The organism is Marinobacter fuscus (assembly GCF_003007675.1).
GTDB lineage: Bacteria > Pseudomonadota > Gammaproteobacteria > Pseudomonadales > Oleiphilaceae > Marinobacter > Marinobacter fuscus.
The window spans coordinates 370490-396948 of the sequence record NZ_PXNP01000009.1; the positions used below are offsets into that span (position 1 = coordinate 370490).

The 26459-nt window shown below is 58.6% G+C and carries 16 protein-coding genes; 10 read left to right on the top strand and 6 right to left on the bottom strand.

Translation table 11 applies throughout. The annotated features are described in order from the left end of the window. The first annotated feature begins 144 nt into the window (after positions 1-144). Genes recC through recD form a run of 3 tightly spaced genes read left to right on the top strand, consistent with a single transcriptional unit; the run spans position 145 to position 9690 of the window. Positions 145-3702, top strand: coding sequence for an exodeoxyribonuclease V subunit gamma (gene recC, locus C7H09_RS02760; protein ID WP_106761104.1), 3558 nt, complete (start codon positions 145-147; stop codon positions 3700-3702). Further along, positions 3695-7456 carry an exodeoxyribonuclease V subunit beta gene (gene recB, locus C7H09_RS02765; protein WP_106761105.1) on the top strand — a complete coding sequence of 1254 codons (3762 nt, stop codon included), beginning with the start codon at positions 3695-3697 and terminating at the stop codon, positions 7454-7456. Before recC ends, recB begins: the two co-directional genes overlap by 8 nt. Next, positions 7453-9690: an exodeoxyribonuclease V subunit alpha gene (gene recD / locus C7H09_RS02770; RefSeq protein WP_106761106.1), complete on the top strand. Its 2238-nt coding sequence runs from the start codon at positions 7453-7455 to the stop codon at positions 9688-9690. The genes recB and recD overlap by 4 nt, the downstream gene beginning before the upstream one ends. A gap of 34 nt (positions 9691-9724) precedes the next feature. Here recD and C7H09_RS02775 read toward each other — a convergent pair whose 3' ends face one another. Further along, positions 9725-11518 (bottom strand): ABCB family ABC transporter ATP-binding protein/permease, encoded by a 1794-nt coding sequence (locus C7H09_RS02775; RefSeq protein WP_106761107.1) that lies wholly within the window; start codon positions 11516-11518, stop codon positions 9725-9727. Between the two features lie 327 nt (positions 11519-11845). Here C7H09_RS02775 and gabT point away from each other — a divergent pair, with 327 nt between their 5' ends. Together gabT and C7H09_RS02785 are read left to right on the top strand one after the other, a co-directional pair. Further along, a complete protein-coding gene (gabT, locus tag C7H09_RS02780; RefSeq protein ID WP_106761108.1) occupies positions 11846-13123 on the top strand; it encodes a 4-aminobutyrate--2-oxoglutarate transaminase in 1278 nt (425 codons plus the stop codon). 195 nt (positions 13124-13318) lie between these two features. Then, positions 13319-14080 (top strand): VC0807 family protein, encoded by a 762-nt coding sequence (locus tag C7H09_RS02785; protein ID WP_106761109.1) that lies wholly within the window; start codon positions 13319-13321, stop codon positions 14078-14080. Positions 14081-14167: 87 nt separating this feature from the next. Here the strand turns inward: C7H09_RS02785 and gyrB are convergent, their stop codons facing one another. The 5 genes from gyrB to dnaA form a co-directional block, all read right to left on the bottom strand. Continuing rightward, positions 14168-16582, bottom strand: coding sequence for a DNA topoisomerase (ATP-hydrolyzing) subunit B (gene gyrB, locus C7H09_RS02790; RefSeq protein ID WP_106761110.1), 2415 nt, complete (start codon positions 16580-16582; stop codon positions 14168-14170). Between the two features lie 67 nt (positions 16583-16649). Continuing rightward, positions 16650-17777 carry a DNA replication/repair protein RecF gene (gene recF / locus C7H09_RS02795; RefSeq protein ID WP_106761111.1) on the bottom strand — a complete coding sequence of 376 codons (1128 nt, stop codon included), beginning with the start codon at positions 17775-17777 and terminating at the stop codon, positions 16650-16652. 111 nt (positions 17778-17888) lie between these two features. Further along, entirely contained in the window at positions 17889-19160 is a 1272-nt protein-coding gene (locus tag C7H09_RS02800; RefSeq protein WP_106761112.1) for an ABC1 kinase family protein, read from the bottom strand. An 18-nt stretch (positions 19161-19178) separates the two neighbouring features. Next, the gene (gene dnaN / locus C7H09_RS02805; RefSeq protein ID WP_106761113.1) at positions 19179-20282 is read right to left on the bottom strand and encodes a DNA polymerase III subunit beta; all 1104 of its coding nucleotides are present in this window, start codon (positions 20280-20282) and stop codon (positions 19179-19181) included. A gap of 54 nt (positions 20283-20336) precedes the next feature. Continuing rightward, on the bottom strand, positions 20337-21803 hold the full coding sequence (gene dnaA, locus C7H09_RS02810; RefSeq protein WP_106761188.1) for a chromosomal replication initiator protein DnaA: 1467 nt from the start codon (positions 21801-21803) through the stop codon (positions 20337-20339). Between the two features lie 645 nt (positions 21804-22448). Between dnaA and rpmH the strand changes: the two genes are divergently transcribed. The 5 genes from rpmH to mnmE all read left to right on the top strand — a co-directional run bounded on the left by rpmH (position 22449) and on the right by mnmE (position 26438). Continuing rightward, entirely contained in the window at positions 22449-22583 is a 135-nt protein-coding gene (gene rpmH / locus C7H09_RS02815) for a 50S ribosomal protein L34 (protein ID WP_008940054.1), read from the top strand. 15 nt (positions 22584-22598) lie between these two features. Beyond that, positions 22599-22997, top strand: a complete 399-nt coding sequence (gene rnpA, locus C7H09_RS02820; protein ID WP_106761114.1) for a ribonuclease P protein component — start codon at positions 22599-22601, stop codon at positions 22995-22997. Further along, a complete protein-coding gene (gene yidD, locus C7H09_RS02825) occupies positions 22997-23287 on the top strand; it encodes a membrane protein insertion efficiency factor YidD (protein ID WP_240616486.1) in 291 nt (96 codons plus the stop codon). The genes rnpA and yidD overlap by 1 nt, the downstream gene beginning before the upstream one ends. Positions 23288-23291: 4 nt before the next feature. Further along, positions 23292-24995 (top strand): membrane protein insertase YidC, encoded by a 1704-nt coding sequence (yidC, locus tag C7H09_RS02830; protein ID WP_106761115.1) that lies wholly within the window; start codon positions 23292-23294, stop codon positions 24993-24995. Positions 24996-25067: 72 nt separating this feature from the next. Further along, positions 25068-26438 (top strand): tRNA uridine-5-carboxymethylaminomethyl(34) synthesis GTPase MnmE, encoded by a 1371-nt coding sequence (gene mnmE / locus C7H09_RS02835; protein ID WP_106761116.1) that lies wholly within the window; start codon positions 25068-25070, stop codon positions 26436-26438. Positions 26439-26459: the final 21 nt, after the last annotated feature.

Consider the following 26459-nt stretch of genomic DNA (forward strand, 5'->3'; position numbering starts at 1 on the left):
GGCTGTCGGAGACTGACTCGAAATTCCACATCAGCGACCCTTCCTGTCGTCAGACCCGGTTAGGTTGATTTGCCCAACCGCCACAGGCCTCCTATACAATAGCCGGTGGTAATCCGCTTCGACCGACTGCAGACAAGGAACCTCATGGCCGCGCCCTCTGCCATTGCACCCGGCTTTCATGCCATTCACGCCAACCATCTGGAAGACCTGCGCCGCGCCGTGGTCTACCTGTGCCGGCAGAACCCCATGCCGCCGCTGCAAAGCGAGACCTTTCTGGTGCAGAGTAACGGCATTGCCCAATGGCTGAAGCTGGCACTGGCTGAAAGCCCGGGTGATGAACACAGCGCCGGGGGGCTGGGCATTGCCGCCGGTATGGATTTCCTGTTCCCGGCGCGCTTTATCTGGCAGGCCTACCGGGCGGTGCTGCCCGAGGGTGAAGTGCCGGAGCAGTCACCGTTCGACAAGCACCAGCTGGTGTGGCGGCTGTACCGGATGCTGCCAAAACTGGTGGGGCAGGACGACGCCTTTGCCCCCCTGGCACGGTTTCTGGAGGGCACAGACACCGAGCTTCGCAACTTCCAGCTGGCGGAGAAAATCGCCGATCTGTTCGACCAGTATCAGGTGTTCCGGGCCGACTGGCTGGCGGCCTGGGAAGCCGGGCGTAATACCCTGACCACCGCCCGGGGCGAAGAAAAGCCGCTGTCAGCCGAAACCCTCTGGCAACCACTGTTATGGCGGGCGCTGGTGGCGGATGTCGATACCCAGGCACACACCAGCCGATCACAGATTCACACCCGCTTCATGGAGCAGGGCCAGCACCTGGCCGCCCCGGCCAACCCGGCCCGGCTGCCGCCGCGGATTGTGGTGTTCGGGGTCTCATCCTTGCCGCGCCAGGCACTGGAAGCCCTGTATGTGCTCAGCCGGTTCAGCCAGGTGGTGCTCTGCGTTCACAACCCCTGCCAGTTCTACTGGGCCGACATCATCAGCGACCGGGAACTGCTGACCGCCGAGCGCAAACGGGGCAAGGCGCATCCGCTGCTGAGCGGGCTGGACGACGACCACCTGCACCAGCACGCCAACCCGCTGCTGGCCGCCTGGGGCAAGCAGGGCCGGGATTACATCCGGTTGCTGGATGAATTCGATAACCCCGAGGATTACCAGGCCCGTTTTCAGACCTCGGGGCAGAAAATCGATATTTTCTCTGACCATGGCGATGCCGAGGCCCCGCAACTGCTGCATCAGTTACAGAACGATATCCACAACCTGACGCCGCTGCTGGAAATTCGAAAACAACAGCGCCTGGTCGATCCGGCACAGGATCACTCCCTAGTATTCCACAGCGCCCACAGCGCCCAGCGCGAGGTGGAAATCCTGCACGACCAGCTGCTGGCCGCCTTCAATGCCGACCCGACCCTGCGGCCCCGGGACGTGATGGTGATGGTGCCCGACATTAATGTGTATGCGCCCCACATTCAGGCGGTGTTTGGCCGCTACGAAGCAGGCCGCAAGCGGCATATTCCGTTCACCATCTCCGATCAGGGCCAGCGCCACCATGAACCCGTGCTGATTGCCCTGGAAACCCTGATGTCGCTGCCCCGCAGCCGATTCGGGGTGAGCGAAATCCTCAGCCTGCTGGAAGTCCCCGGTGTGCGGGCACGCTTTGACATTGCCGAAGACGACATTCCCCTGGCCCGGCAGTGGGTGGAGGGCGCCAACATCCGCTGGGGCCTGCACGGTGCGCACCGGCAAAGCCTGGATTTACCGGCGGCGCTGGAACGCAATACCTGGCAGGCGGGATTACAGGCCATGCTGCTGGGTTACAGCATGGGGGAAGATGAAGCCTGGGCGGAGGTGGAACCCTACGGTGAAATTGGCGGCTTGCAGGCCAGCCTGGCGGGCAAACTGGCAGATTTCGTGCATCAGTTGGAGACACTCTGGCAGGCTTTGCAAACCAGCCGCAGCCCGGAACACTGGGAAGCCCTGTTTTCCGATATGCTGGCGCAGTTTTTCCACCGGGTGACCGGCACCGACCTGTTGCTGCTCAACCGGTTCCGCCGCCAGCTGGAACAATGGCTCGACGACGCGCAGGCGGCGGGGCTGGCAGAGCAACCCCTGCCGCTGAACATCGTCCGGGATGTGCTGTTGCAGGGGCTGGATGAAGGCGGCCTGAACCAGCGTTTTCTGGCTGGCAAGGTGAATTTCGCCACCCTGATGCCGATGCGCGCCATTCCGTTTCGCCGGGTCTGTCTGTTGGGCATGAACGACGGGGATTACCCCCGCTCCCGGCCACCGGTGGATTTCGACCTGATGGCCCAGGATTACCGGCCCGGCGACCGCTCTCGGCGGGAAGACGACCGCTACCTGTTCCTAGAAGCCATACTATCGGCCCGGGAGCAGCTCTACATCAGCTGGGTGGGGCGCAGCATCCGGGACGATTCCGAGCGGCCACCCTCGGTATTGATCGGCCAGTTGCAGGATCACCTGGACAGCCTGTGGCAGGTGACGAGGCAGGCCGATGTTCCCTGCACCCGGGCACTGACCACCCGACACCCGCTGCAGCCCTTCAGCCGGGACTATTTTCCCCTGGCGAATGGCCAGGGCGAGGGCGACGAACAGCAACCCCGGCCGCTGGCAGACATCCTGCAGGCACGGCGCCTGTTCACCTACGAGCGGGAATGGCGCAGCGCCCATGGCGCAGAAGCGGGCGAGCAGGGTCAAGCTCCGCTGCCCTTCCAGCCTTTGGAAGAGCCGATCAGCCTGAACGATTTGGCCGGATTCCTGAAAAAGCCCATCGACAGTTTTTATCAGCGGCGTTTGCAGGTGCGGTTTGACGAGGTGGACGACGAAGACACCGACACCGAGAACTTCGAGCTGACCGGGCTGGATCGCTGGCGCCTGGACAATGAACTGGTAAGCCAGGCAGTGCTCAAGGCCGCCAGCGACGAGGAATTGCAGGATCGCCTGGCAACTACCCTGGATCGCATGGCCCGCCGGGGTGATCTGGGCATGGGCGTGACCGAACATCGGTTGCGGGCGGAATTGGCCGGGCGCATGCCGGATCTGTTTTCCCGCTATCGGGAGGCGCTGGCCCAGTGGCCCGAAGCCCTGGAAGAACCCCAGGCCTTCGAATACCGGTTTCAAAACAGCACCGGGCACCTGGAGGTGGTGGATCTGATCGACAACCTGCGCCGCAACGCCAGCGGCCAGCAGTGTCGGCTGGTGGTCGCCAACTCGGGCCTGCTGAGCAGCTCTGGCCATGGCAAGAAAGTCCGCTACGCCAACCTGTTGCGGGACTGGGTGATTCACCTGGCCGGGCAACTTGGCGGGCAACCCTTTGAAACCCTGATTCTGGGCAAGGAAGAAGACCGCAAATTCCGCTTCCCCATCATGGCTCCGGAGCAGGCCCGGCACCATTTCGAGGCCATTCTGGAAGCCTGGCTGGACGCCACCACCCGGGCGCTGCCGCTGCACTGCGAGGCCGGATTTGCCTGGATTACCAGTTTCTACGGCGGCAAAAAGTACCAGGGGGATCACGAACGGGCCAACAGCGAGGCCGAACAGGCGTACCAGAACGCCTTGGAACGGGATACCGGCTACCTGGGCCGCAGTTTTGAAGACGTTAACGCGCTGTTCGCCAGCGGCGAATTTGAGGCCCTGCTGAATCAACTGTACCTGCCTTTATGGGAAGCCGAGCATGACTAATCGCAACCCCGCACTCGACCCGCTGACGCTGCCGCTGAAAGGCAGCGCGCTGATTGAGGCCAGTGCCGGTACCGGCAAAACCTTCACCATTGCCATTCTGTATGTGCGCCTGATTTTGGGCCATGGCCAGACCAATGACAGCCCGCTGCAGAACCTGTTGCCGCCGAACCTGCTGGTGGTCACCTTCACCGACGCCGCCACCAAGGAACTGCGTGATCGCATCCGCACCCGGCTGACCCAGGCCGCCGAGGTGTTCTCGGAGCAGGCCGATACGCTGCAACCGAGCGCCGAAACGGCACTTATCCACAAGCTGCGGGATGACAGCTATCCCGACCCGGCAAGCTGGCCGGAATGCCGGAAAAAACTGCTGCTGGCCGCCGAATGGATGGACGAAGCGGCGGTGTCCACCATCCATGGCTGGTGCCACCGGATGCTCAGTGAACACGCCTTCGACAGCGGCAGCCTGTTCAAGCTCACCCTGGAAACCGACCAGAGCGAACTGCTGGAGCAAGTGGCCCGGGATTACTGGCGCACCTTTGTGTATCCGCTACCCGCGGCGCTGATGGAAGAAGTGCTGGATCACTGGAAGACACCGGCCAATCTGCGCCAGGCGACACGTAACCTGATTGAGGACCCGGCCGCCCTGGGCCCGGCCCCAGACGATGTACAGCAGGCCATTGAGCAGGTGGTGGGCCAGCGACGGGAAACCATCGAAGCGTTGAAAGCCCACCCCTGGGCCAGCTGGCAACCGGAAGTTGCCGACCTGCTGGCGGGCCTGAACAAAAGCAAGCGACTGCACGGTGCCAGCCGCAACGCCATGCTCAAGGTGTGGGAATTCCTGCTGGCCTGGGCGCAATCGGATGAGCTGTTACCGGAAAAACTGGACAGCGCCGCCGGCTATCGCAACCAGACCCCCGAAGGCCTGCAAGCCGTGTTGAAAGGCGAAGACCCGGCACCGGAACACCCGGCCTTTGACGCCGTTCGCGACTTGCTGGCGTTTGGCCAGCAACCGCCCAGCGCCAAAGTCGATATTCTGCGGCACGCCAGCCACTGGATTGCCCGGCGCCTGGAAGCCGAAAAACAGCAACGCTCGGAAATGGGTTTTGATGACCTGCTCACCCGCCTGGACGATGCCCTGCAGGGCCCCCGGGGCGAGCAACTGGCGGCCACCATCCGGCGCCAGTTCCCGGTGGCGCTGATTGATGAATTCCAGGACACCGACCCGGTGCAGTACCGGATTTTCGACCGCATCTATCGGGTGGCCGAGCATCAGCCGGACACCTGCCTGTTGATGATTGGCGACCCGAAACAGGCCATCTACGGCTTTCGGGGCGCAGATATCTACACCTACCTGCAGGCCCGCGAAGGCGTTCAGGAACGTACCTGGACTCTGGGCACCAACTACCGCTCGGCCCAGACCATGGTCAGCGCGGTCAACCGGGTGTTCGAGTACAGCGACCAGCACAGCCCCGCCGGCGCCTTTCTGTTTGGCAAAGGCGACACCACCCCCTTGCCGTTCCAGGGCGTGGCCGCCAACGGCACCAAACGGGAATGGGTGGTGCAGGGCCAGAGCCAACCCAGCCTGACCTTCTGGTGCCACCAATCCGACGACACCGACAAAGCCGGTAATCCCAAAGCCCTGGCCAAAGGCACTGCCACCCTGGAGGTGGCGGAGAGCTGTGCCAGCCAGATAGCCCGGCTGCTGCGCCTGGGCCAGGCGGCGGAGGCAGGCTTTGCCCGGCCCGACAACCCGGCGGATCTGCAGCCGCTGCAACCCGCCGACATCGCCATTCTGGTGAACAATCGCAACGAAGCAGCGGCGGTGCGGAACGCCCTCGGCCAACGCCGGATCAAAAGCGTGTACCTGTCCGACCGGGACTCGGTGCTGCACTCCCGGGAGGCGAAAGAGGTGCTGTGCTGGCTGAAAGCCTGTGCTGAACCCCGGCAACTGGGCCTGACCCGGGCTGCCCTGGCGACTCCGACCCTGGGCCAGTCCTGGCAGGCCCTGGACAGATTGCTGACGGATGAACAGGCCCTCGAGCAGGAAATCGAACGTTTTCTGGGTTATCAACAGCAGTGGCAGAGCCGTGGCGTACTGCCCATGCTGCGCAGCCTGCTGATGGATTTCGAGGTGCCCGGCCAGTTACTGCAGCGGGCCGACGGCGAACGGCGGCTCACCAACCTTCTGCACATCGCCGAACTGCTGCAGCAGGACAGCCTGCAACTGGATGGTGAGCACGCCCTGGTGCATCACTTCACGCAGATTCTGCGGGCCGCCGACGAGGAAGACGAACATCGGACACTGCGCCTGGAAAGCGATGCCGGACTGGTGAAAGTGATTACCGTGCATAAATCCAAAGGCCTGGAATACCCGCTGGTGTTTCTGCCCTTTGGCACCGCCCATCGCAGCGAAAGCGAAAAACAGGCCTATGTGCGTTACCACGACGATCAGGGCCGGTTGGTAACGGTGTTCGAACCCGAGCCGGAGGAGGTCGCTCGAGCCGACGACGAACGCCTGGGTGAAGACATCCGCAAACTCTATGTTGCACTGACCCGGGCCCGGTTCGCCACCTGGGTGGGGGCTGCCGCCCTGGACAACTGGCACCGCAGCGGGCTGGGCTATCTGCTCGCAGGGGAGACCGGGCAATCCATCGCCCAGAGCCTGGCACCCCTCGCCCAGAGCCTGGCACCCCTCGCCCAGGGGCATCCGGAAATTGCCGTGCTGCCACTGCCGGGCGCCGACGATGAGCCTTACCTGGAGCAGGCGCCACAAGCCCTGGGGCCAGCGCTGGTGTCCCGGCGCGCCGCAAAAGAAGACTGGTGGATTGCCAGCTACTCCACCATTGAATACACCGGCATGGCCGGTACCGGCATCACCTTTTCCGGTGAGGTGGAAGACGCCCAGACCCAGAACCTGCTGGAGGAAAGCCACCAGGACAGCGACGGCGACCAGGAAGGCGCCGGAGACCCCAACGCCAGCCAACCGGCCCCGCTGGCCCGGGATCAGCACCAGTTCCCCAAAGGCGCCAACCCTGGCACCTTTTTACACGAACTGCTGGAATGGTGCTGCCAGCAGGGCTTCCAGCGCATCCAGCAGCAACCGCAATTGCTGGCTGAACAGTTACAGCGCCGCTGCCGAACCCGGGGCTGGGACGACTGGGCCGAGCCCCTGCAGCGCTGGTTGCTGGCGCTGATCAGCAGGCCCCTGAGGCTCGACCGCAGCGGCCATCGCCACGCCAGTCTGGCCGAACTGACCAGCCTGAAACCCGAGCTGGAATTCTGGTTCGAAAGCCGCAACGTCGACATACGGCAACTCGATTCGCTGGTTCGAGCACACACCCTGGAGGGCGCCGACCGGCCACAGGCCCGGGCCAACCGTTTCAATGGCATGCTCAAGGGCTTTATCGATCTGGTGTTCGAACACCAGGGGCAGTATTACGTGCTCGACTACAAATCCAATACCCTGGGCGACAACGACCGTGCCTACACCGACCAGGCCATGGGCACGGCCATTCTCGAAAAGCGCTACGACCTGCAGTACGTGCTGTACCTGCTGGCTCTGCACCGGCTGCTGAAAGCTCGCCTGCCAGACTATGACTACGACCGCCACATTGGTGGCGCTATCTACCTGTTCCTGCGGGGCGTTGACAGCCCCGGCGCCGGGGCCTTTACCGACAAGCCACCCCGACGACTGATGGAACAACTGGACGCCCTGTTCGAGGGTCAGCCACTGAATTCGGAGGTCAGCGCATGAACCCTGGGGATAACCCGGATTATCCACAACAGATTGGCCTGGAGTTTGGGGATAACCCACCTGTGGATAACGAAGCGCCGCTATCTGTGGATAATGCCGTTGCCTTATCCACACCGGAGCAGACCACCACTCTGCTGCAACAATGGCAAGACGCTGGCTGGTTACGGCCACTGGACACCGGCTTTGCCCGCCTGATCGGCGATCTGTGCTGGCAACAGGGCGAGCACACGGCCCCACTGGTGCTGCTGCTGGCGGCCCTGGTGTCTCATCAGGTCGGGCGGGGCCACGTGTGTATCGATTTGTCTGCGCTACTGGCCGATGCCGACAATACCCTGGCACTGCCACCAGAAGACACCCCGAAATCCCCGGCGGTTGCCCCGGCGCCGCTGGCGCGGCCTCAGGCTTTACTGGCGCGCATCCCCCTGGCCGATTGCCAGGCGGCACTGGCAGGCTCATCGGCGGTCAGTGACGGCCGCCAAGCGACACCGCTGGTGTTCGAAGGCAACCGGCTGTATCTGCGGCGACTGTGGCGTTATGAACAGGGCATTGCCGAGGGCATTCGCCTGCGCCTGTCGCTGCCATCGGCATTGGCAGACGCTGACAGTTCTGCGGCGAACACCTTGTCCCGGGCCTTGCAGGTATTGTTTCGACCCTCCGATGCCGTGAACTACCAGAAACTGGCCTGCGCCCTGGCCGCCCGCAACCGCTTTGCCGTGGTCACCGGCGGGCCAGGCACCGGCAAGACCACCACCGTGGTCAATCTGCTGGCGGCGCTGCAGGCGGTGGCGGGCGAAATTCCCGAACGGGCCGGGCGAAAGTACCGCATCCGCCTGGCCGCGCCCACTGGTAAAGCAGCGGCACGCCTGAACGAATCCATCGGCGGCGCCGTGCGCCAATTGCCCCTGGCCGAATTGCCGGGGCAGGTGACTCTGGAGGACATTCCCACCAGGGTGACCACCCTGCACCGGTTGCTGGGCAGCCGCCCGGATACCCGCAAGTTCCGCCATCACCAGGATAATCCCCTGCCTGTGGATATCCTGGTGATCGACGAAGCCTCTATGGTGGATGTGGATCTGATGGCCTCGGTATTCGCGGCGCTGCCGGCCCGGGCCCACCTGATTTTGCTGGGCGACAAGGATCAGCTGGCCTCAGTAGATGCTGGTGCGGTACTGGGCGAGCTCTGCCAACGGGCACCCAGGGCACATTACACACCGGCCACCGCCGACTGGCTGGCCCGGATTACCGGCGAACAACTACCTGAACAACTTGTGGATAGCTGTGGACAAGTGCTGGATCAGGCCGTCGCCATGCTGCGAAAAAGCTACCGGTTCAGCGACGACAGCGGCATCCGCCAGCTGGCGGAAGCGGTTAACACCAACACCCTGAACCCGACCATTCTGCAGCAGGCCAGCAACGCCGCTTTCGACGACGTAATCTGGCTGAACGGCCTCACCCCGCAACCGGAACCGGACGCCACCCGGGCTCTGATCGCCCGGCACCTTCTCGACGGCACCCCCCAGGCTTTCCGTCAGCAGGGGCAGGGCAGAACCAACGCCAACGGCGACCCGCTGCCGCCGCCGGTCGGTTATGGCCACTATCTGCAATTGCTGCACAATCATCAGCTTACCCACGCCAGCCCCCTGAGTGACTGGGACGCTCTGGCCCGAACCGTGCTCGAAGCCTTTGGCGAGTTCCAGATACTCTGTGCGCTAAGGCGCGGGCCCTGGGGCGTGGAGGGGCTGAATCAGCAGATTGCCGGGGAGCTGAACCGGCTGAAGTTGATTGAACGCACCGAGGGCTGGTACCAGGGCCGACCGGTGTTGATTACCGGCAACGACTACAACCTGGGCCTGATGAACGGGGATATCGGCATCACTTTCGACTGGCCCGACCCGGCTGCGGCCCCGAATAAAGAGCCACAACGCCGGGTAGCCTTTCCCAGCAACGACGGCAGCGAGGGCATCCGCTGGATTTCCCCCAGCCGCCTGCAACAACTGGAGACGGTGTACGCCATGACCGTGCACAAGTCGCAAGGCTCGGAGTTCAACCACACCTGCCTGGTGCTGCCGGATCGCCTCAGCCCGGTACTTACCCGGGAGCTGGTCTACACCGGCATCACCCGGGCTCGGAACTGGTTCAGCCTGATCACCGGCGATGCTCAGGTATTCCAGGACAGCGTGGAACAGCAGGTGGTGCGGGCGTCCGGGCTGGCGCTTCGGCTGGTGGAGCAATAGTCCCGGGCATCAGGTAACCTGATGCTCCAAGCTTTCAGCTGTCCTCACTCCGATGTTGCTGCTGCCACAAGTGCGCGTAGTGTCCACCGGCCGCCAGCAGTTCGTTATGGCTGCCACTTTCCACAATCCGGCCGCCGTCCATCACCAGAATGGTGTTGGCATCACGAACTGTGGATAACCTGTGGGCAATCACCAGGGTGGTGCGCTGGCGACTGACCTCTTTCAGCGCCCCGAGGATGGCCTGTTCAGACAAGGAGTCCAGGGACGAGGTTGCTTCGTCCAGGATCAGTATTGGCGGGTTTTTCAGGATCACGCGGGCAATCGCCACGCGCTGTTTTTCGCCTCCGGACAGCTTGAGTCCACGCTCGCCTACCTTGGTTTCGTAGCCGTCTGCCAAGCTGTGGATAAAATTTTCCAGATGGGCCAGTTTCGCCGCCCGGTGTACCTCTTCTTCGGAGGCCTCTGGCCGACCGTACGCCAGGTTGCGGTACAGGGTGTCGTTGAACAATACGGTGTCCTGAGGCACCACGCCAATGGCCGAACGCAGGCTGTCCTGGGTAACGGTGCGGATGTCCTGGCCATCAATCCGGATAGCCCCGTTATCCACATCGTAAAACCGGAACAACAGCCGGGCCAGGGTCGACTTGCCAGCGCCGCTGGCGCCCACCACGGCCACAGTGTGGCCAGCGGGAATGGTTAAATCCACGTCCTGTAGAATGGGCCGGTCTGGCCGGTAGGCAAAGTGAATATGCTCGAAACGCACTTCGCCGTTATCCACAGCCAGCGGCCTGGCGTCCGGGGCATCCTGAATCGCCGGCGCATCCCCCAGCAGCTTGAACAACCGCTCCACGTTCACCAGCGCCTGGCGAATCTCCCGGTAGACAAACCCCAGAGCGTTCAGGGGAATGAACAACTGCAGCAGGTAGGCGTTGATCATGGTGAAATCCCCCAGGGTAATCTCACCGCTGGCCACTTCAGACACCGCCATGGCCATGATCACCATCAGCGCCACGCCGATTATCAGCGCCTGACCGGCGTTGAGCGTGGCCAGCGACAAGCGGTTTTTCAGCCGCGCCTGCTCCCACTCGTCCAGATCCCGATCGTACAGCTCGGCTTCGTAGCGCTCGTTGTTGAAGTATTTGACGGTTTCGTAGTTCAACAGGCTGTCGATGGCCCGGGAGTTGGACTGGTTATCCCGGGCGTTGGCCTCGCGCACGAATTTGGTTCGCCATTCGGTGATTTTGATGGAGAACACCACGTACACAATCACTGCCACCAGGATGGCCAGCACGTAGCCAACGTTGAACACCACCAGCAGAATGCCCGCCACCAGCAGGATTTCCAGAATGGTGGGTACAATGTTGAACAGGGTAAAACGCAACAGAAAACTGATGCCGTTGGTGCCGCGCTCGATGTCCCGAGCCAGGCCACCGGTTTTGCGGTCCAGGTGAAAGCCCAGTTCCCGCTGGTGCAGGTGTTCAAACACCCGCAGTGATACCCGCCGCATGGCCCGCTCCGCTACCCGGGCGAAGACAGCGTCGCGCAGCTCGCTGAACAGGGTGGCGCCGAAGCGCAGGGAGCCATAGGCCACCACCAGAATAACCGGAATCCACAGCAGCATATCCGCGCCACGATTCTGATCCAGGTAGTCGACGATGTATTTCAGTGCAATGGGGGTGGCCACCGTAGCCAGCTTGGCCAGCACCAGCAGGGCCATGGCCAGCACCACCCGGCCCCGGAATTCCAGCAGGTAGGGCCATAAACCGGAAATGAGTGACCAGTCCGGTTTGTGGTCGGCGGGGTAATCGTTGTCGGCGTAGGCGCGCAAAGCTACATCCTTCATCGTTGGGAGATGTCGAGCGCCCGGCAGGACTTCCCAATCCCGAGCACTCTCGCAAACGGTTATGATACGTCCTGATGCGAGAAAAAACCGTATCAACCCAGATTCAGCAACTTATCCACAGCATCCCGAAGGCCCACCATCAACCCGAATCATCGCACCCCCCCTGAAACGGGTCATCGCCCCATTCTGTTTTTCGGTCGCCGGGTGAGGGCACTCTCCCGGCTGAGCCATTATTGGTCGGTTTGTGTCCTGCCGCCGTAAACCCTACACTGAAAACAGACCTTCGATTTTTCAGACAGGGAGACGCTTACCGTGAGTAACCAGGAATTACAGGCACTCAAAGAACGGTATGTCGCAGCCGGTGCGGCAAGCCCCAACGAGCAGTTCGCAGATCACGCGCTGAATGCGGAGATCTGGGATGCCGATGGCAAACGGATGATCGACTTTGCCGGCGGTATCGGTGTACTGAACATCGGCCATCGGCACCCGAAGGTGGTCGAGGCGGTGAAGGCTCAGCTCGACAAGCTGATGCACACCTGCCAGACGGTGATGCCCTATGAAGGCTACGTGAAGGTTGCCCAGAAACTGAGTGAACTGGTACCGGTACGTGGCCACGGCAAGGTGATGCTGGCCAACTCCGGTGCCGAGGCGCTGGAGAACGCGGTGAAGATTGCCCGTGCCGCCACTGGCAAGACCAACGTGATCTGCTTCGACGGTGGCTACCACGGCCGCACCTTCTTCACCATGGCCATGAACGGCAAAGCCGCACCCTACCAGACCTCGTTCGGCCCCATGCCCGGCATGGTGTACCGGGCACCGTATCCGGTGCCTTACCATGGAATTTCTGAGGACGACGCCCTGCGTGGTCTGCAGATGACCATGAAAGCCGATTCCCCGGCCCACGAGACCGCGGCCATTGTGCTGGAACCGGTACTCGGGGAAGGGGGCTTTTATCCCGCGCCGGTCAGCTTTCTGAAAAAGCTGCGCCAGGTCTGCGACGACAACGGCATTCTGCTGATTGTCGACGAAGTGCAAAGCGGGTTCGGCCGCACCGGCAAACTGTTTGCCATCGAACACAGTGGCGTGGAGCCGGACATCATGACCATGGCCAAATCCATGGCTGATGGCATGCCGATCTCTGCCGTGGTGGGCACCGACAAGATCATGGATTCTTCCGGGCCAAATTCTCTGGGTGGCACCTACACCGGCAGTCCGACGGCTTGCGCGGCAGCATTAGCGGTGTTCCAGGTGTTCGAAGAAGATAATATTGTGGAAAAAAGCCAGCAACTGGGCAGCAAGCTGAAAGATCGTTTCGGCCAGTGGCAGGATCAGTTTGCCCATGTGGATAACGCCCGTTGCATGGGCTCCATGGCGGCCTTTGAGCTGGTAGAGAGCAAACAGTCCCGCAAACCCATGCCGGAGTTGGCCGCGAAGATAACCGCCAAGGCCAAGGAAAAGGGCCTGATTCTGCTAAGCTGCGGCATGTATGGGAACACGCTGCGTTTTCTGATGCCGGTAACCATCGAGGATGAGGTTCTGGCCGAAGGCCTGGATATCGTTGAACAGTGTCTGAAAGACGTGGGCGCCTGATCCGGCGTTCACTGTTTGAGGCATAATTGCTGACAGCGGGGTCGGCTCTGATTCTCGCTGTCGGCTACCCGCTCCTCGCTTGCCCGCAACCCGCTTCGCTTACCCTGCGCTTTTGATTCGTCGTATACTGCCGGTGATCCGTACCGGCAGTTGCTTTAACTGTCGGTTATAGACCCCATCTATCAGGCGGTAACCATGAACTCCCCGAATACTCAGACGCACCCCGATCACCAACCCCGTCCCTGGGTGGATTTGCTGGTCAGTATCGTCATTCCCTCTGTCATTCTGATGAAGTTCAGTGGCGACGAACACCTAGGCAGTGTCAACGCACTGATCATTGGCCTGGCCTTTCCGTTGGGCTGGGGGCTGTTTGAACTGGTGCGTTATCGCAAAAAGAACTTCATTGCGCTACTGGGCCTGATCAGTGTTGCACTCACCGGTGGCATCGGCCTGCTGGAGCTGGACGCGGGCTGGCTGGCGATCAAGGAGGCGGCGGTTCCGGCGGTTATTGGTCTGGCGGTTCTGGCCTCAACCCGCACCCGCTACCCGCTGGTGCGAACGCTGCTGTACAACCCTAATGTGCTGGATGTGGATAAAATCCATGCGTCCCTGGACGCAAAAGGCTGTGTTGATGAGTTCGAAGCCCGCCTGCTGAATGCCAGCTACTTTTTTGCCGGAACATTTCTGTTTTCGTCGATCATGAATTATGTGCTGGCGAAGTGGATTGTGGTCAGCCCGGCGGGCACCACAGCCTTCAATGAAGAACTGGGGCGCATGACGCTGGTGAGTTACCCGATGATCGCCATTCCCTCCATGGTGATGATGATCCTGATTTTCTACTACTTGTGGCGCAGCATCCGACGCCTGACTGGCCATACACTGGAAGAAGTGATGGCGCCCCATCTGGTGGAAAAAGAAAAGGAGAAGGAACGGAAGCGGGCAGAGTCCTCCAAGTAGTCCGTTCCAGAACAGCATCACGCTAAACAAAAAACGGTGGGCTCCGAAGAGACCCACCGTTTTTTTATGCCGGTAAGGCAACCCGCATCAAACGTCCAGGTTATGGACTTCCAGGGCGTGGGTCTGGATAAAATCGCGCCGGGGCTCCACATCATCGCCCATCAGGGTGGTGAAAATCTGGTCAGCGGCAATCGCATCCTCGATGGTCACTTTCATCATGCGGCGAGTCTCCGGGTCCATGGTGGTCTCCCACAACTGCTCCGGGTTCATCTCGCCCAGCCCCTTATAGCGCTGGATGTTCAGGCCGCGCTGGGCTTCTTTCATCAGCCAGTCCAGAGCTCCCTTGAATGACAGCACCGGCTGTTTACGCTCGCCCCGCTGAATGTAGGCTCCTTCTTCAATCAGGCCGTCCAGCGTCTCGCCCAGGCGCGCGATCGCCGTATAGGACGATGATTCAAAGAAGTCGTGGCCAAACACATGGTCGGTGGGAATGCCGTGCACATAGATGGTCACTTTCGGCAGATACAGGCCCCGCTCTTCATCACGGGTCACCGAGAAGGTGTACTTGGTGCCGGTACGGGTATCCAGTTGCAGCCCTTCGCCCAGGGCCGCTGCCCAGCGTGTAACCTCGGCTTCATCCTTCAGGTGCTCCGCTTTCAGGGTGCTGTTGTACACCATCTGATTGAGAACCGCAGCAGGGTAGGCCCGGGACAGGCGCTCGATCATGGCCATCACCGCCTGGTAATCCATCACCATGGTTTCCAGCGCAGAATCTTTGATTGCCGGAGCATCCGGATTCACGAACAACTGTGCGCCATCCAGAGCCGTCTGGGTGAGGTAAACCTCTTTGGCCTTTTCATCTTTCAGGTACTGTTCCTGCTTGCCGCGCTTGACCTTGTACAGGGGCGGCATGGCAATGAAGACATGGCCGCGTTCGATGATTTCCCGCATCTGGCGGAACAGGAACGTCAATAGCAGCGTGCGGATGTGGGAGCCGTCCACATCGGCATCCGTCATAATGATGATGGAGTGATAACGCAGTTTGTCGGCGTCGAACTCTTCACGGCCGATGCCACAGCCCAGGGCCGTGATCAAGGTGCCGACTTCCGCGGAGGACAGCATCTTATCGAACCGGGCTTTCTCCACGTTCAGGATCTTACCTTTCAGCGGCAGAATAGCCTGAGTCTTGCGTTCCCGCCCCTGCTTGGCACTGCCACCCGCTGAATCACCCTCCACAATGAACAGTTCAGAGAGGGCAGGGTCTTTTTCCTGGCAGTCCGCCAGTTTTCCGGGCAGGCCGGCAATGTCCAGCGCGCCCTTGCGTCGGGTCATGTCCCGGGCTTTACGGGCGGCTTCCCGGGCACGGGCCGCTTCAATCATCTTGTTCACAATCTGCTTGGCTTCGCTCGGCTGCTCCTGCAGGTACTCGGCAAAGCTCTGATACAACTCCTGCTCCACGGCGGTTTTCACCTCCGAGGACACCAGCTTGTCTTTGGTCTGGGAGGAGAACTTGGGGTCAGGTACTTTCACACTGACGATGGCCGTCAGGCCTTCCCGGGCATCGTCACCGGAGGTAGAGACCTTGGATTTCTTGCCCAATCCCTCATGCTCGATGTAGTTGTTCAGAGAACGGGTAAGCGCCGCCCGGAAACCGGCCAGGTGCGTACCGCCGTCGCGCTGGGGAATATTGTTGGTGAAGCAGTAGATATTTTCCTGGAAGGCATCGTTCCACTGCATCGCCACTTCCACCGAAATACCGTCTTCGCGCTCACGGTTGAAGTGAAACACGCGGTTGATGGGCGTTTTGGCCGTATTGAGGTGCTCAACAAAGGCTCGCAGACCGCCTTCATACTCGAACACTTCTTCCTTACCCGAGCGTTCGTCGGTCAGCCGGATACGCACGCCACTGTTCAGGAACGCCAGTTCCCGCAGGCGCTTGGCCAGGATGTCGTAGTGGAACTGAATGTTGGTGAAGGTCTCAGGGGACGGAATAAAGTGCACCTTGGTGCCTGAGGCATCGGTGGTGCCCACTTCACTCAGTGGCGCCTTGGGCACCCCGTGCTCGTACACCTGCTCCCAAACCTTGCCATCCCGGCGAATGGTCAGGGTGAGGGTAGAGGACAAGGCATTAACCACGGAAACACCAACACCGTGCAGGCCGCCAGACACTTTGTAGGTGTTGTCATCAAACTTACCACCGGCGTGCAATACGGTCATGATGACTTCCGCCGCCGACACACCTTCTTCTTCGTGGAGATCCACAGGGATGCCCCGGCCATTATCCTGAACGGTAATGGACTCATCGGGATGGATCAGAATGCCGATTTCCGAACAGTAACCAGCCAGAGCCTCGTCGATGGAGTTATCCACAAGTTCGAACACCATGTGGTGCAGGCCAGTGCCATCGTCGGTATCGCCAATGTACATGCCCGGCCGCTTACGTACCGCGTCCAGTCCTTTCAAAACCTTGATACTGGAGGAATTGTAATTCGCTTCACTCATTACTAGAGACTCCTGGAGGTGACTCCGGCTACGGCGGATCCCGTCGGGGACGGCCGCTTCGGTCAGTCTATTCTTCCGTCAAATTTCCATGTTCCACGTGGAACATTCTGTATTCCGGAGCTGATCCATCCCGCCATAACATCTCTGGCTCCGGATGCTCAATGGACGTAATAAACACCTGGCATCGCAGTGCCTGAAGCTTTCGCGCCAGCACGATGCGATGATGGATATCCAGCTCAGCGTTGATATCGTCTAACAGAAAGGTGACCTGCTTTCCCTGATCACTTAACACTTTGCCCTGAGCGATTTTCATCAGAATCACCAGGGTCTTTTGCTGGCCTCTGGACAGGGTTTCCGAAACCGGTCGCCCACCAAATTTGAGCCTTATATCTGCGCGATTTGGCCCGTACAGTGTATGCCCCATACGACGCTCCTGGTCGCGATGCTCCGCGAGTACCCGGGTCAGCGGTATGGCTCTGTCCCACCCCAGGTAAAACTCCATTTTCAGCCCTTTAAGCCAGGGCGCCTCCAACTCGGACAGTACTGAGTCGAACGCCGCCTTGAACTGGCTAAACACTGCGCTTCGGGTATCACTGAGGGTTTCCGCCAGACTGCCAAACTGGGAATCCCATACCCGCATAAGCGATTCGTCCAGTCTACCATTTCTGAGCATTTGATTCCGCTGTGACGTGACTCTTTGCACCTGTTGCCACGACGAGGAAAAGGAAGGTTCCACGTGGAACACTAACCAATCCAGAAACTGACGGCGCTTTCCCGGCCCTCCCGCCACAATATCGAACACGCCCGGATCGATCACCGAGACCGGCAGGTGCATCGCCAGTGCCGAGAGATTGCGTACGGCTTCACCGTCTACCCGCAACTGGGTTTCCTTGGCCCCGATATCACGTGAAATACCAACCCGATGACGAATCTCATCAGCGTGTCCCTGGGGCCTTTGCCCGAGCCCTGAATCCAGTGCTCCAAACACCGTCAGCTTCTGGGCGCCATGGGCAACCACCGCCTGATGTCGGTTAATTCGGAAGGAACGTCCGAGCCCTAGATACCCGATAGCCTCCAACAGGCTGGACTTGCCGCTGCCATTACTGCCGTAGATCAGGTTGAAGGAGGGGGAAAAGGCCACCGGTACTGACGCCAGGTTCCGGAAATTCTGTGTCTGGAGTTTGACTAGCGCCATATTAATGGAGGGCCCGATAATCGCAGAAGGTGAACGCCGTACCCGAAAAGAAAAGGCAACACCCACCGGGCATTGCCTCTTTCAAGTGTACTAGAAAGCCAGTGACAGGAGTTAATGCAACATCGTCAGCCGGTCATCCAGAAACATATCCATCTCTGGGGCCAGAATGTGTACGTAACGGTCGAAATACAAAAACTGTTTCAACAGCAGGGCAAACTCTCTTGGAAAGTGCAGTCCATGGCTTTCGCCAACTTTGACCATGTCCATCAGGATATGATTAACGTCGTCTTCCGCCCGATCCATATCGTAGGGCGCTTCATCCGGCACCATGCCATCCATCTGTCGATACAGGCGCTGCAAATCGGCAGCAAGATCCGACACTTTCACCGCTTGTCGGGTAATCCCGATGCGCACCATGGCATCGGCCATACCCTCAAAGTTGCCCACCATAATCGCGGAAATAAAATCACTGACTGCCTGCCAGGTATCCGGTTTGATTCGACCTACAATGCCAAAATCGATAAAACCCACCCGTCCATCCTTCAACACCATCAGATTGCCCGCGTGCACGTCGGCGTGAAAAAATTCGCACTGAGTCAGGCTGGCAAACCAGGTGTTCATGGCGGTAATCAGGGTACGTTCCGGATCCCGGGCAAAGCCACGAATGCTCTCCAGATCTGTGAGCGGCACCCCGTGAAAACGCTCCATCGTCAGAATCCGGCGACTGCTGCAATGCTCATACACCCGAGGTACTGTGGCGTCTTCGTTATGGGTATTGTGCAGGAACTCGCGGAATACCTTCAGGTTGTTGGCTTCCTTGATGAAGTCGCACTCCTCCATCATGGTCTTCTGAATTTCATCAACAATACCGGACATCGAAGTCCAGGACAGTTTCGGCGCCAGGGTTTCCAGAACCCGCGCCGAAACGTACAGAAAGTTCAAATCCGTCAGCAGAATGTTCTCCACACCCGGCTTTTGCACCTTGATCACCACGTCTTCGCCGGTGACCAGGCGCGCCGCGTGAACCTGGGCAATCGATGCCGACGCCAGCGCCACCGGATCAATCTCCGCAAACACCTGGTCAATGGGGCGGCCAAGCTCTTCACGAATGATCGTTTTGATCACGCTGAAGGGCAGGCTGGGGGTTTTATCGAGACAATACTGAAACTCTTCCACGTATTCCTTGGAGAAGAAGGTGGGGGAGCTGGCGATAAACTGCCCCAGCTTGATATAGGTTGCGCCCAGGTTTTCGAACGTCTGTCGCAATAACCGGGGAGCCGGGGGGCGCTCCCCCCGCAGCCAGTTAACGCCCGTGCGACCCAGTACCGACAGGGTCTGCCCGATTCGAAATGCACCCTTGATTCCATTCACCAGTGTATTCATCTCTGTCTCCGGAGCCGATTACAATCGCATGGGCATAACCACATACAAGCAGCGGCTGTCGTTCTGCGACTCGATCAGGGCGCTGCTATTCGGGTTCGACAAGGTGAGTTTTACCTGATCATCATCCAGCGCGTTCATCACATCTACCAGATAGCCCACGTTGAAACCAATCTGCAGGGATTCACCCTGGTACTCCACCGGCAGCGCGTCTTCTGCCTGCTCCTGATCCGGGTTATTGGCAAACACCTGCAACTGATTCGGTGACAGGTTCAGACGCACACCGCGAATGTTTTCGTGGGACAGGATACCCGCACGCTGCAGGGTATTCTTCAGGGTAGCCCTGTCGGCCAGTACCACCTTGTCGCCACCGCGCGGAATCACCCGGTTGTAATCCGGGAACTTGCCTTCAATCAGCTTAGAGGTGAACGTGAAACTGCCCACCGTGGCCCGGATGTGGTTATCTCCGATCACCAGAGTCACTTCCGATTCTGCATCATCCAGCAGCCGCGCCAGTTCCAGTACGCCTTTACGGGGCACAATTACCTGACGCAATTCGGGGCAACCGGTATCCAGATCAAACTGGGCCATCGCCAGGCGATGGCCATCGGTGGCCACTACCCGGGCGTGGCCACTATCCACTTCCAGCAACAAACCGTTCAGATAGTAACGCACATCCTGCTGGGCCATGGCGAAGGCCGTAGCATCCAGCATCCGGCCCAACTCTTTCTGGGGCAGCGCCAGCCGAAAACTTTCCGCCTCGTCTTCCACATTCGGGAAGTGCTCGGCCGGGAGGGTCGACAGGGTGAAGTGGGAGTTACCGGAACGCAGATGCAACCGATCACCTTCCAATGCCAGATCAATCGGGGTCTCGTCTCCCAGCGCCCGGCAGATATCCGCCAGTTTGCGCGCCGGCACAGTAATCCGACCGGGCTGATCCACATGAACCGGCGTTACTCTGGCCACCAGTTCCACTTCCATATTGGTGCCGGTCAGGGTCAAGGTGTTGTCTTCCGCATCCAGCAGAATATTGGACAACACAGGCATGGTCTGTTTCTTTTCCACAACGCCTGCAATGCTCTGCAGCGGAGTAAGCAAGGATTCACGGCTGATGGTCAGTTTCATGGCACTCGGCTTCAATTATCGGAAGTGAATGTTCGTTTGTTTCGCCACCCGGAATCAGGTGGTCAGCAATCTCATAAAATTCTGATAGTCCTCCCGGATACCCGGGTCGGTTTCCTGCAACTCAACAATCTTCTTACAGGCATGCAACACCGTGGTGTGATCCCGGCCGCCAAAGGCGTCGCCGATCTCCGGAAGACTGTGGTTGGTCAACTCTTTCGACAGCGACATAGCCACCTGGCGCGGGCGGGTCACTGTGCGGGTACGGCGCTTCGACAACAGATCGGCCACTTTGATCTTGTAGTACTCCGCCACGGTTCTCTGGATGTTATCAATACTGACCTGCTTTTCGTGCAGCGCCAGCAGATCCTTGAGACTTTCCCGGATAAACGGCGGGGTAATTTCAGACCCAGTGAAGTGAGCATTCGCTATCACCAAACGCAGCGCGCCTTCGAGCTCCCGCACGTTGGAACGGATCTTTTGGGCGATAAAAAAGGCAGCCTCGCTGCTCAGCTTCACATTGGCCTGATCGGCCTTTTTCATCAAAATCGCCACCCGGGTTTCCAGCTCCGGCGGTTCCACCATCACGGTCAGCCCCCACCCGAAGCGAGACTTCAGGCGCTCTTCCATATCGACGATTTCTTTCGGGAAACGGTCGCAGGTCACAATCACCTGCTGCCCCCCTTCAAGCAGGGCATTGAAGGTATGGAAAAACTCTTCCTGGGAGCGCTCCTTGCGGGCAAAAAACTGGATGTCGTCAATCAGCAGCGCATCCACCGAGCGGTAGTAGCGCTTGAATTCGTTAATCGCGTTGAGTTGCAACGCCTTGACCATGTCGGCAACAAACCGCTCGGAGCGCAGATAGGCCACCTTCGCCCGGGGATTACGTCGGACAATCTCATTACCAATGGCATGCATCAGGTGAGTCTTGCCCAGACCCACCCCGCCATACAGGAACAGCGGGTTATAGGCGCCACCAGGATTCTCGGCCACCTGCATCGACGCGGCCCGGGCCAGCTGGTTTGACTTGCCCTCAACAAAGGTTTCAAAAGTGAAGGTTTCGTTCAGGAAGCTCTGGTGCTTGATGTCACCTTCTACCTGCACCGGCCGCCTCTCGCTGGCAGCACTCGGTGGCGGGGGTGTCGGTGCCGGGGCAGGAACAGGCTCACTGGCAACTGTGGCCGCCACACTCTTTTCTTCTTCTGTAACTGTTAATCCCGGCTCTTCGGAAATTCTCACCGGAGCGGGCTCCGATCTTGCCACTTTTTCAGAGGCTTTCGGCGCAGAGCCCACCTTCATCTGAACTCTGGGCGCCTGGCCCCCGTTCAGATCCTTGAGCACTTCTTCTATACGGCGCAGATACTTTTCGTTGACCCAATCCATCACAAACCGGTTCGGCGCCAGCAACATCAGCAATCCATCACGCTGATCAGACTGCAAAGGTCTTAACCAGGTATTGAACTGTTGTGCGGGAAACTCGTCCCGGAGTACTTCAAGACATTGATGCCACATGCTATTCGGCACGACCGCCTGCTCCCGAAAACCTGACTTAGCCAATATCGGCCTCATTTTCTGATGTCCGACGTTGGAATAACCGCAGATTCTACCCTGCAGAGGGCGCCAGTAAAAGGCCGCACAACCACTTCATAAACAGCCTGTGGAAACTTCTTACCATTTATTTCAATCTATTACAGACCTATCTACAGGCTTGTGTACAGATATCATGTGAAAAAAAGTTATACACAGAACCTTGTGAAAACCAGGGGGTCTGTCCTGTGCAAAGGCCGGGGGTCCGTCAATGAACAACTTCACCAGAACCTCAGCAGGGGACTTATCCACAATTCGTCGTAGCGCCTTCCACAGGCCTCAGTGGCACTTGTCAAAACCCTTGTGATTGCCCGATCTTTCTGTTTTTAATGAACTTTTATGGCTTATACACAGAAATCATGGCGCCTAATAACAGTAATATTTATCTTTCAAAGAGATTAAAAAAAGACTTATAGATTCTGTTACCTGAGCTGTCGGTTTCTACTCACCACCAAAACACAACCTGATCATTCCATAACCATTGATCTCCGGACGGTATTTGACTAAAATGCCGCTCCTGTTTTGGCTGACTATTTTCCAGCCAGTGATCAATGTCCATCGACGATTTGTGAGAACATCACCATGAAAAGAACATTCCAGCCGAGCGTCCTGAAGCGTAAGCGCGTTCACGGTTTCCGTGCCCGCATGGCCACAGCTAATGGCCGTAAGGTACTGTCTCGTCGCCGTGCCAAAGGCCGTGCTCGCCTGTCCGCGTAACTTTAAGCGAGTCTGATGAAGCCCCTGGGCTTTCCGAAGTCTCATCGTTTGTTGAAACCTTCGGATTACAGCAGGGTCTTCAATGACGTTCAGCTAAAAGTTCCGCACAGGAATTTTCTTATCCTGGCCACCCCAAACCATCAGGGATGTGCCAGGATTGGACTCATTTTCTCCAAGAAGAATTTGCGTCTGGCTGTACAGCGAAACCGGATCAAACGGCAGATCAGAGAAAGTTTTCGCCAACAGGATCATTGGCCAGCCGTTGATATTGTTGTGCTTGGCCGACAAGGTCTGGATAAGCTGGATAACGCCGCCGTGCGTCTCGCACTGGACGATATGTGGCGTCGATTGAAGAAAAAACACCAGCAGTCTTGTTCCTCGTCTTCCAACGACAAGGTCAGAGGTTCGGGTTAATGCGTCAGCTCCTGCTCTTGCCCATCCGCTTCTACCAGTATGCCATCAGCCCATTAATGGCCAGTCATTGCCGCCATTACCCAACTTGCTCACAGTATGCGATTGAAGCCATACAGTTTCATGGACCTGTGAAAGGTAGCTATCTGGCAACATCACGGCTGTTAAGGTGTCATCCCTGGGCAGAAGGCGGCTATGATCCCGTGCCTGGAACCGTTCAGCCAACAGATGGCACCGGATCCGAACACGAAACACCCGAAGACTCTGCTTCCACTTATCAAATCAGACACTAGGTTTATGGATATTCAACGCATTGTTTTGTTTGCCGGCCTCGCCATTGTCAGTTACCTGATGGTACTTGCCTGGAATGAGGACTATCACCAGCCTCAGACAGAACAGGTCGCTCAGACTCAGACAAACAATGGCAATCCAGTACCTGCTGATGAGCTGACACTGCCTGAAAATCAATCAGACACAGCCGTTGATGGAGAGTTTTCCACACCTGAAAACCCCTCGGTTTCCGGTATTGAAAACACTACAAACGACGCTATCGGCAATCGCTTGGTAACCGTTAAAACCGACGTCTTCGAACTGAAAATTGACCGTCTTGGCGGCAATATCGTTGAAAGCTCGCTTCTGGACTACGACAAATCCCTGGACAGCGAACAGCCCCTGAAACTACTCACTAACAGCCAGAATCGTACCTATCTTCTGGAAAGTGGTTTGATCGGGCGCGATGGACCGGATGGCAGAAAAAACGGAAAAGCACCGGTTTTTACCGCAACCAGCAATCAATTTGAGCTATCTGACGAGCAACAGGAACTGACGGTTGATCTGGTACACACCACCGAACAGGGCGTGGTCATCACCAAGCGTTTTCATATCGAACGGGACAGCTACCAAATCGATATCCGCTATTTAATCAATAACCAGTCAGCCAGTGACTGGCAAGCGAACTTCACCGGCAAGATTGTCCGTGATCAGGCTCCGGATCCTACCTCGCAGGCCAGTATGGGTATTCGCGCCTATCTGGGCATGGTGATAAGCACGCCTGACGATCCTTACGAGAAATACGACTTTGATGACCTGTCAGAAAAACGTGTGAACGAATCCGTAACCAACGGGTGGCTGGCATTTCTGCAACACTATTTCCTGACCGCCTGGGTGCCAGAACCGGATCAACAGGCACAGTTCCAGACCACGCGCCGCGGCAACCTGCATGTGATGGGATTTGTTTATCCGGCAACGACGGTTGCACCGGGGGAGAGTGCTGAAATTGGCGCTACCGCCTATGTTGGGCCAAAGATTATTGACCGTCTTGAAGCGCTGGCACCCAACCTCGACCGAACCGTCGATTTCGGCTGGCTGTTCTTTATTTCGCTGCCCCTGTTCTACATTCTGGAGTGGTTCTTCGGCCTGGTTGGTAACTGGGGTGTGGCCATCATTCTGCTGACAGTGCTGGTAAAAGCGGTATTTTTCCACTTGTCTGCCACCAGTTATCGCTCCATGGCCAAGATGCGTGCGGTCGCCCCCCAATTGACCCGCCTGAAGGAACTCTATGGCGATGACCGCCAGCGCATGTCTCAGGAAATGATGGCGCTGTACAAGCGGGAGAAAATCAATCCGCTGGGTGGTTGTTTGCCCATTCTGGTGCAAATGCCGGTATTTATTTCCCTGTACTGGGTGCTGTTTGAAAGTGTTCAGTTGCGCCATGCGCCGTTTATGTTGTGGATTCAGGATCTGTCCCAGATGGATCCGTACTTCATCCTGCCGATCCTGATGGGCGCGAGCATGTTCCTGCAGATGCACCTGAACCCGACCCCGCCGGACCCCATGCAGGCCAAGATCATGAAGATGATGCCGCTGATCTTCACGGTCTTCTTCCTGTGGTTCCCGTCTGGCCTGGTACTCTACTGGCTGGTGAACAACATTTTGTCGATCTCTCAGCAGTGGTACATTACCCGCAAGATCGAAGCCGAAGTCGCAGGCAAGAAATACTGATAGTCTGGTAATTCCGACCTGACAAAGGCTCCCACAGGGAGCCTTTTGTTTTTATCTGCAGGAAACAGGTTTATGCATTCAAGCACCGACACCATTGCTGCGATCGCCACGGCACCCGGCCAGGCGGGCGTGGGGATTGTCCGGGTTTCCGGCCCGGATGCCCGGCATATCGCCAGCCAGGTTCTCGGGTTCGAACCCAGGCCCAGGTACGCCCATTACGGGCCATTCCGGGACGGGCAAGGTGATCTTATCGATGAGGGCATCGGCCTGTTTTTCCCCAATCCCCACTCGTTTACCGGCGAAGATGTGTTCGAACTCCAAGGCCACGGCGGCACGGTGATTCTGGATATGCTGTTACGGGCTGTCTGCAACCTTGGTGCCCGGCTGGCTCGCCCGGGGGAATTCTCTGAACGCGCCTTTCTTAACGATAAACTGGACCTGGCCCAGGCCGAGGCGATTGCGGATCTGATCGAAAGCAGCTCGGAACAAGCGGCACGTTGTGCCGTGCGCTCCATGCAGGGTGTTTTTTCACAACGTGTGGATAACCTGGTGGAGGCTATCACGCACCTGCGAATCTATGTTGAAGCCGCAATTGATTTCCCGGAAGAGGAAATCGATTTTCTGGCGGATGGCAAAGTGGCGTCGGATCTTGCCGAACTATTAGAGTCTGTGGATAAGATTTTTTCTGAAGCACAACAGGGCAGCATCCTGCGGGATGGCATGAAGGTTGTGATTGCGGGCCGCCCCAATGCCGGTAAATCCAGCCTGCTTAACGCCCTGGCCGGGCGGGAAGCAGCCATTGTAACTGCCATTGAAGGTACTACCCGGGATGTCTTGCGGGAACATATTCACATTGATGGTATGCCCCTGCACATTATCGACACCGCCGGTTTGCGCGAGAGCCCGGATGAGGTCGAGCAGATTGGTATTGCCAGGGCCTGGGAAGAAATCCGCCAGGCGGATCGTATTTTGCTGATGGTGGATGGCACCACCACTGACAAAACCGAGCCCCACGAGATCTGGCCGGATTTCATCGACCGGCTGCCAGCCAGTGCGCCGGTAACCGTGATACGTAACAAAGTCGACTTATCTGGAGAAGTGCCCGGTATTGCCGCAGAGCCTGGCCAGAGTGCGCCGGTGATTCGGCTGGCCGCGAAATCCGCTAATGGCCTGGAGTTGCTGCGCGAACACCTGAAGCAGTGCATGGGCTTTGTGACCACCACCGAAGGCGGTTTTCTTGCCCGGCGCCGGCACCTGGATGCCCTGGCTCGTGCCCGGGATTCCCTGCTACAGGGGCAGGGCCAACTGCAAGGTTACGGGGCTGGCGAACTGTTGGCAGAAGACCTGCGTGCCGCCCAGGATGCATTGGGAGAGATCACAGGGCATCTGACCCCGGATGATTTGTTGGGCAAGATTTTCAGCAGTTTTTGTATTGGGAAGTGAAACGGCCAAAAAGATCGAAAA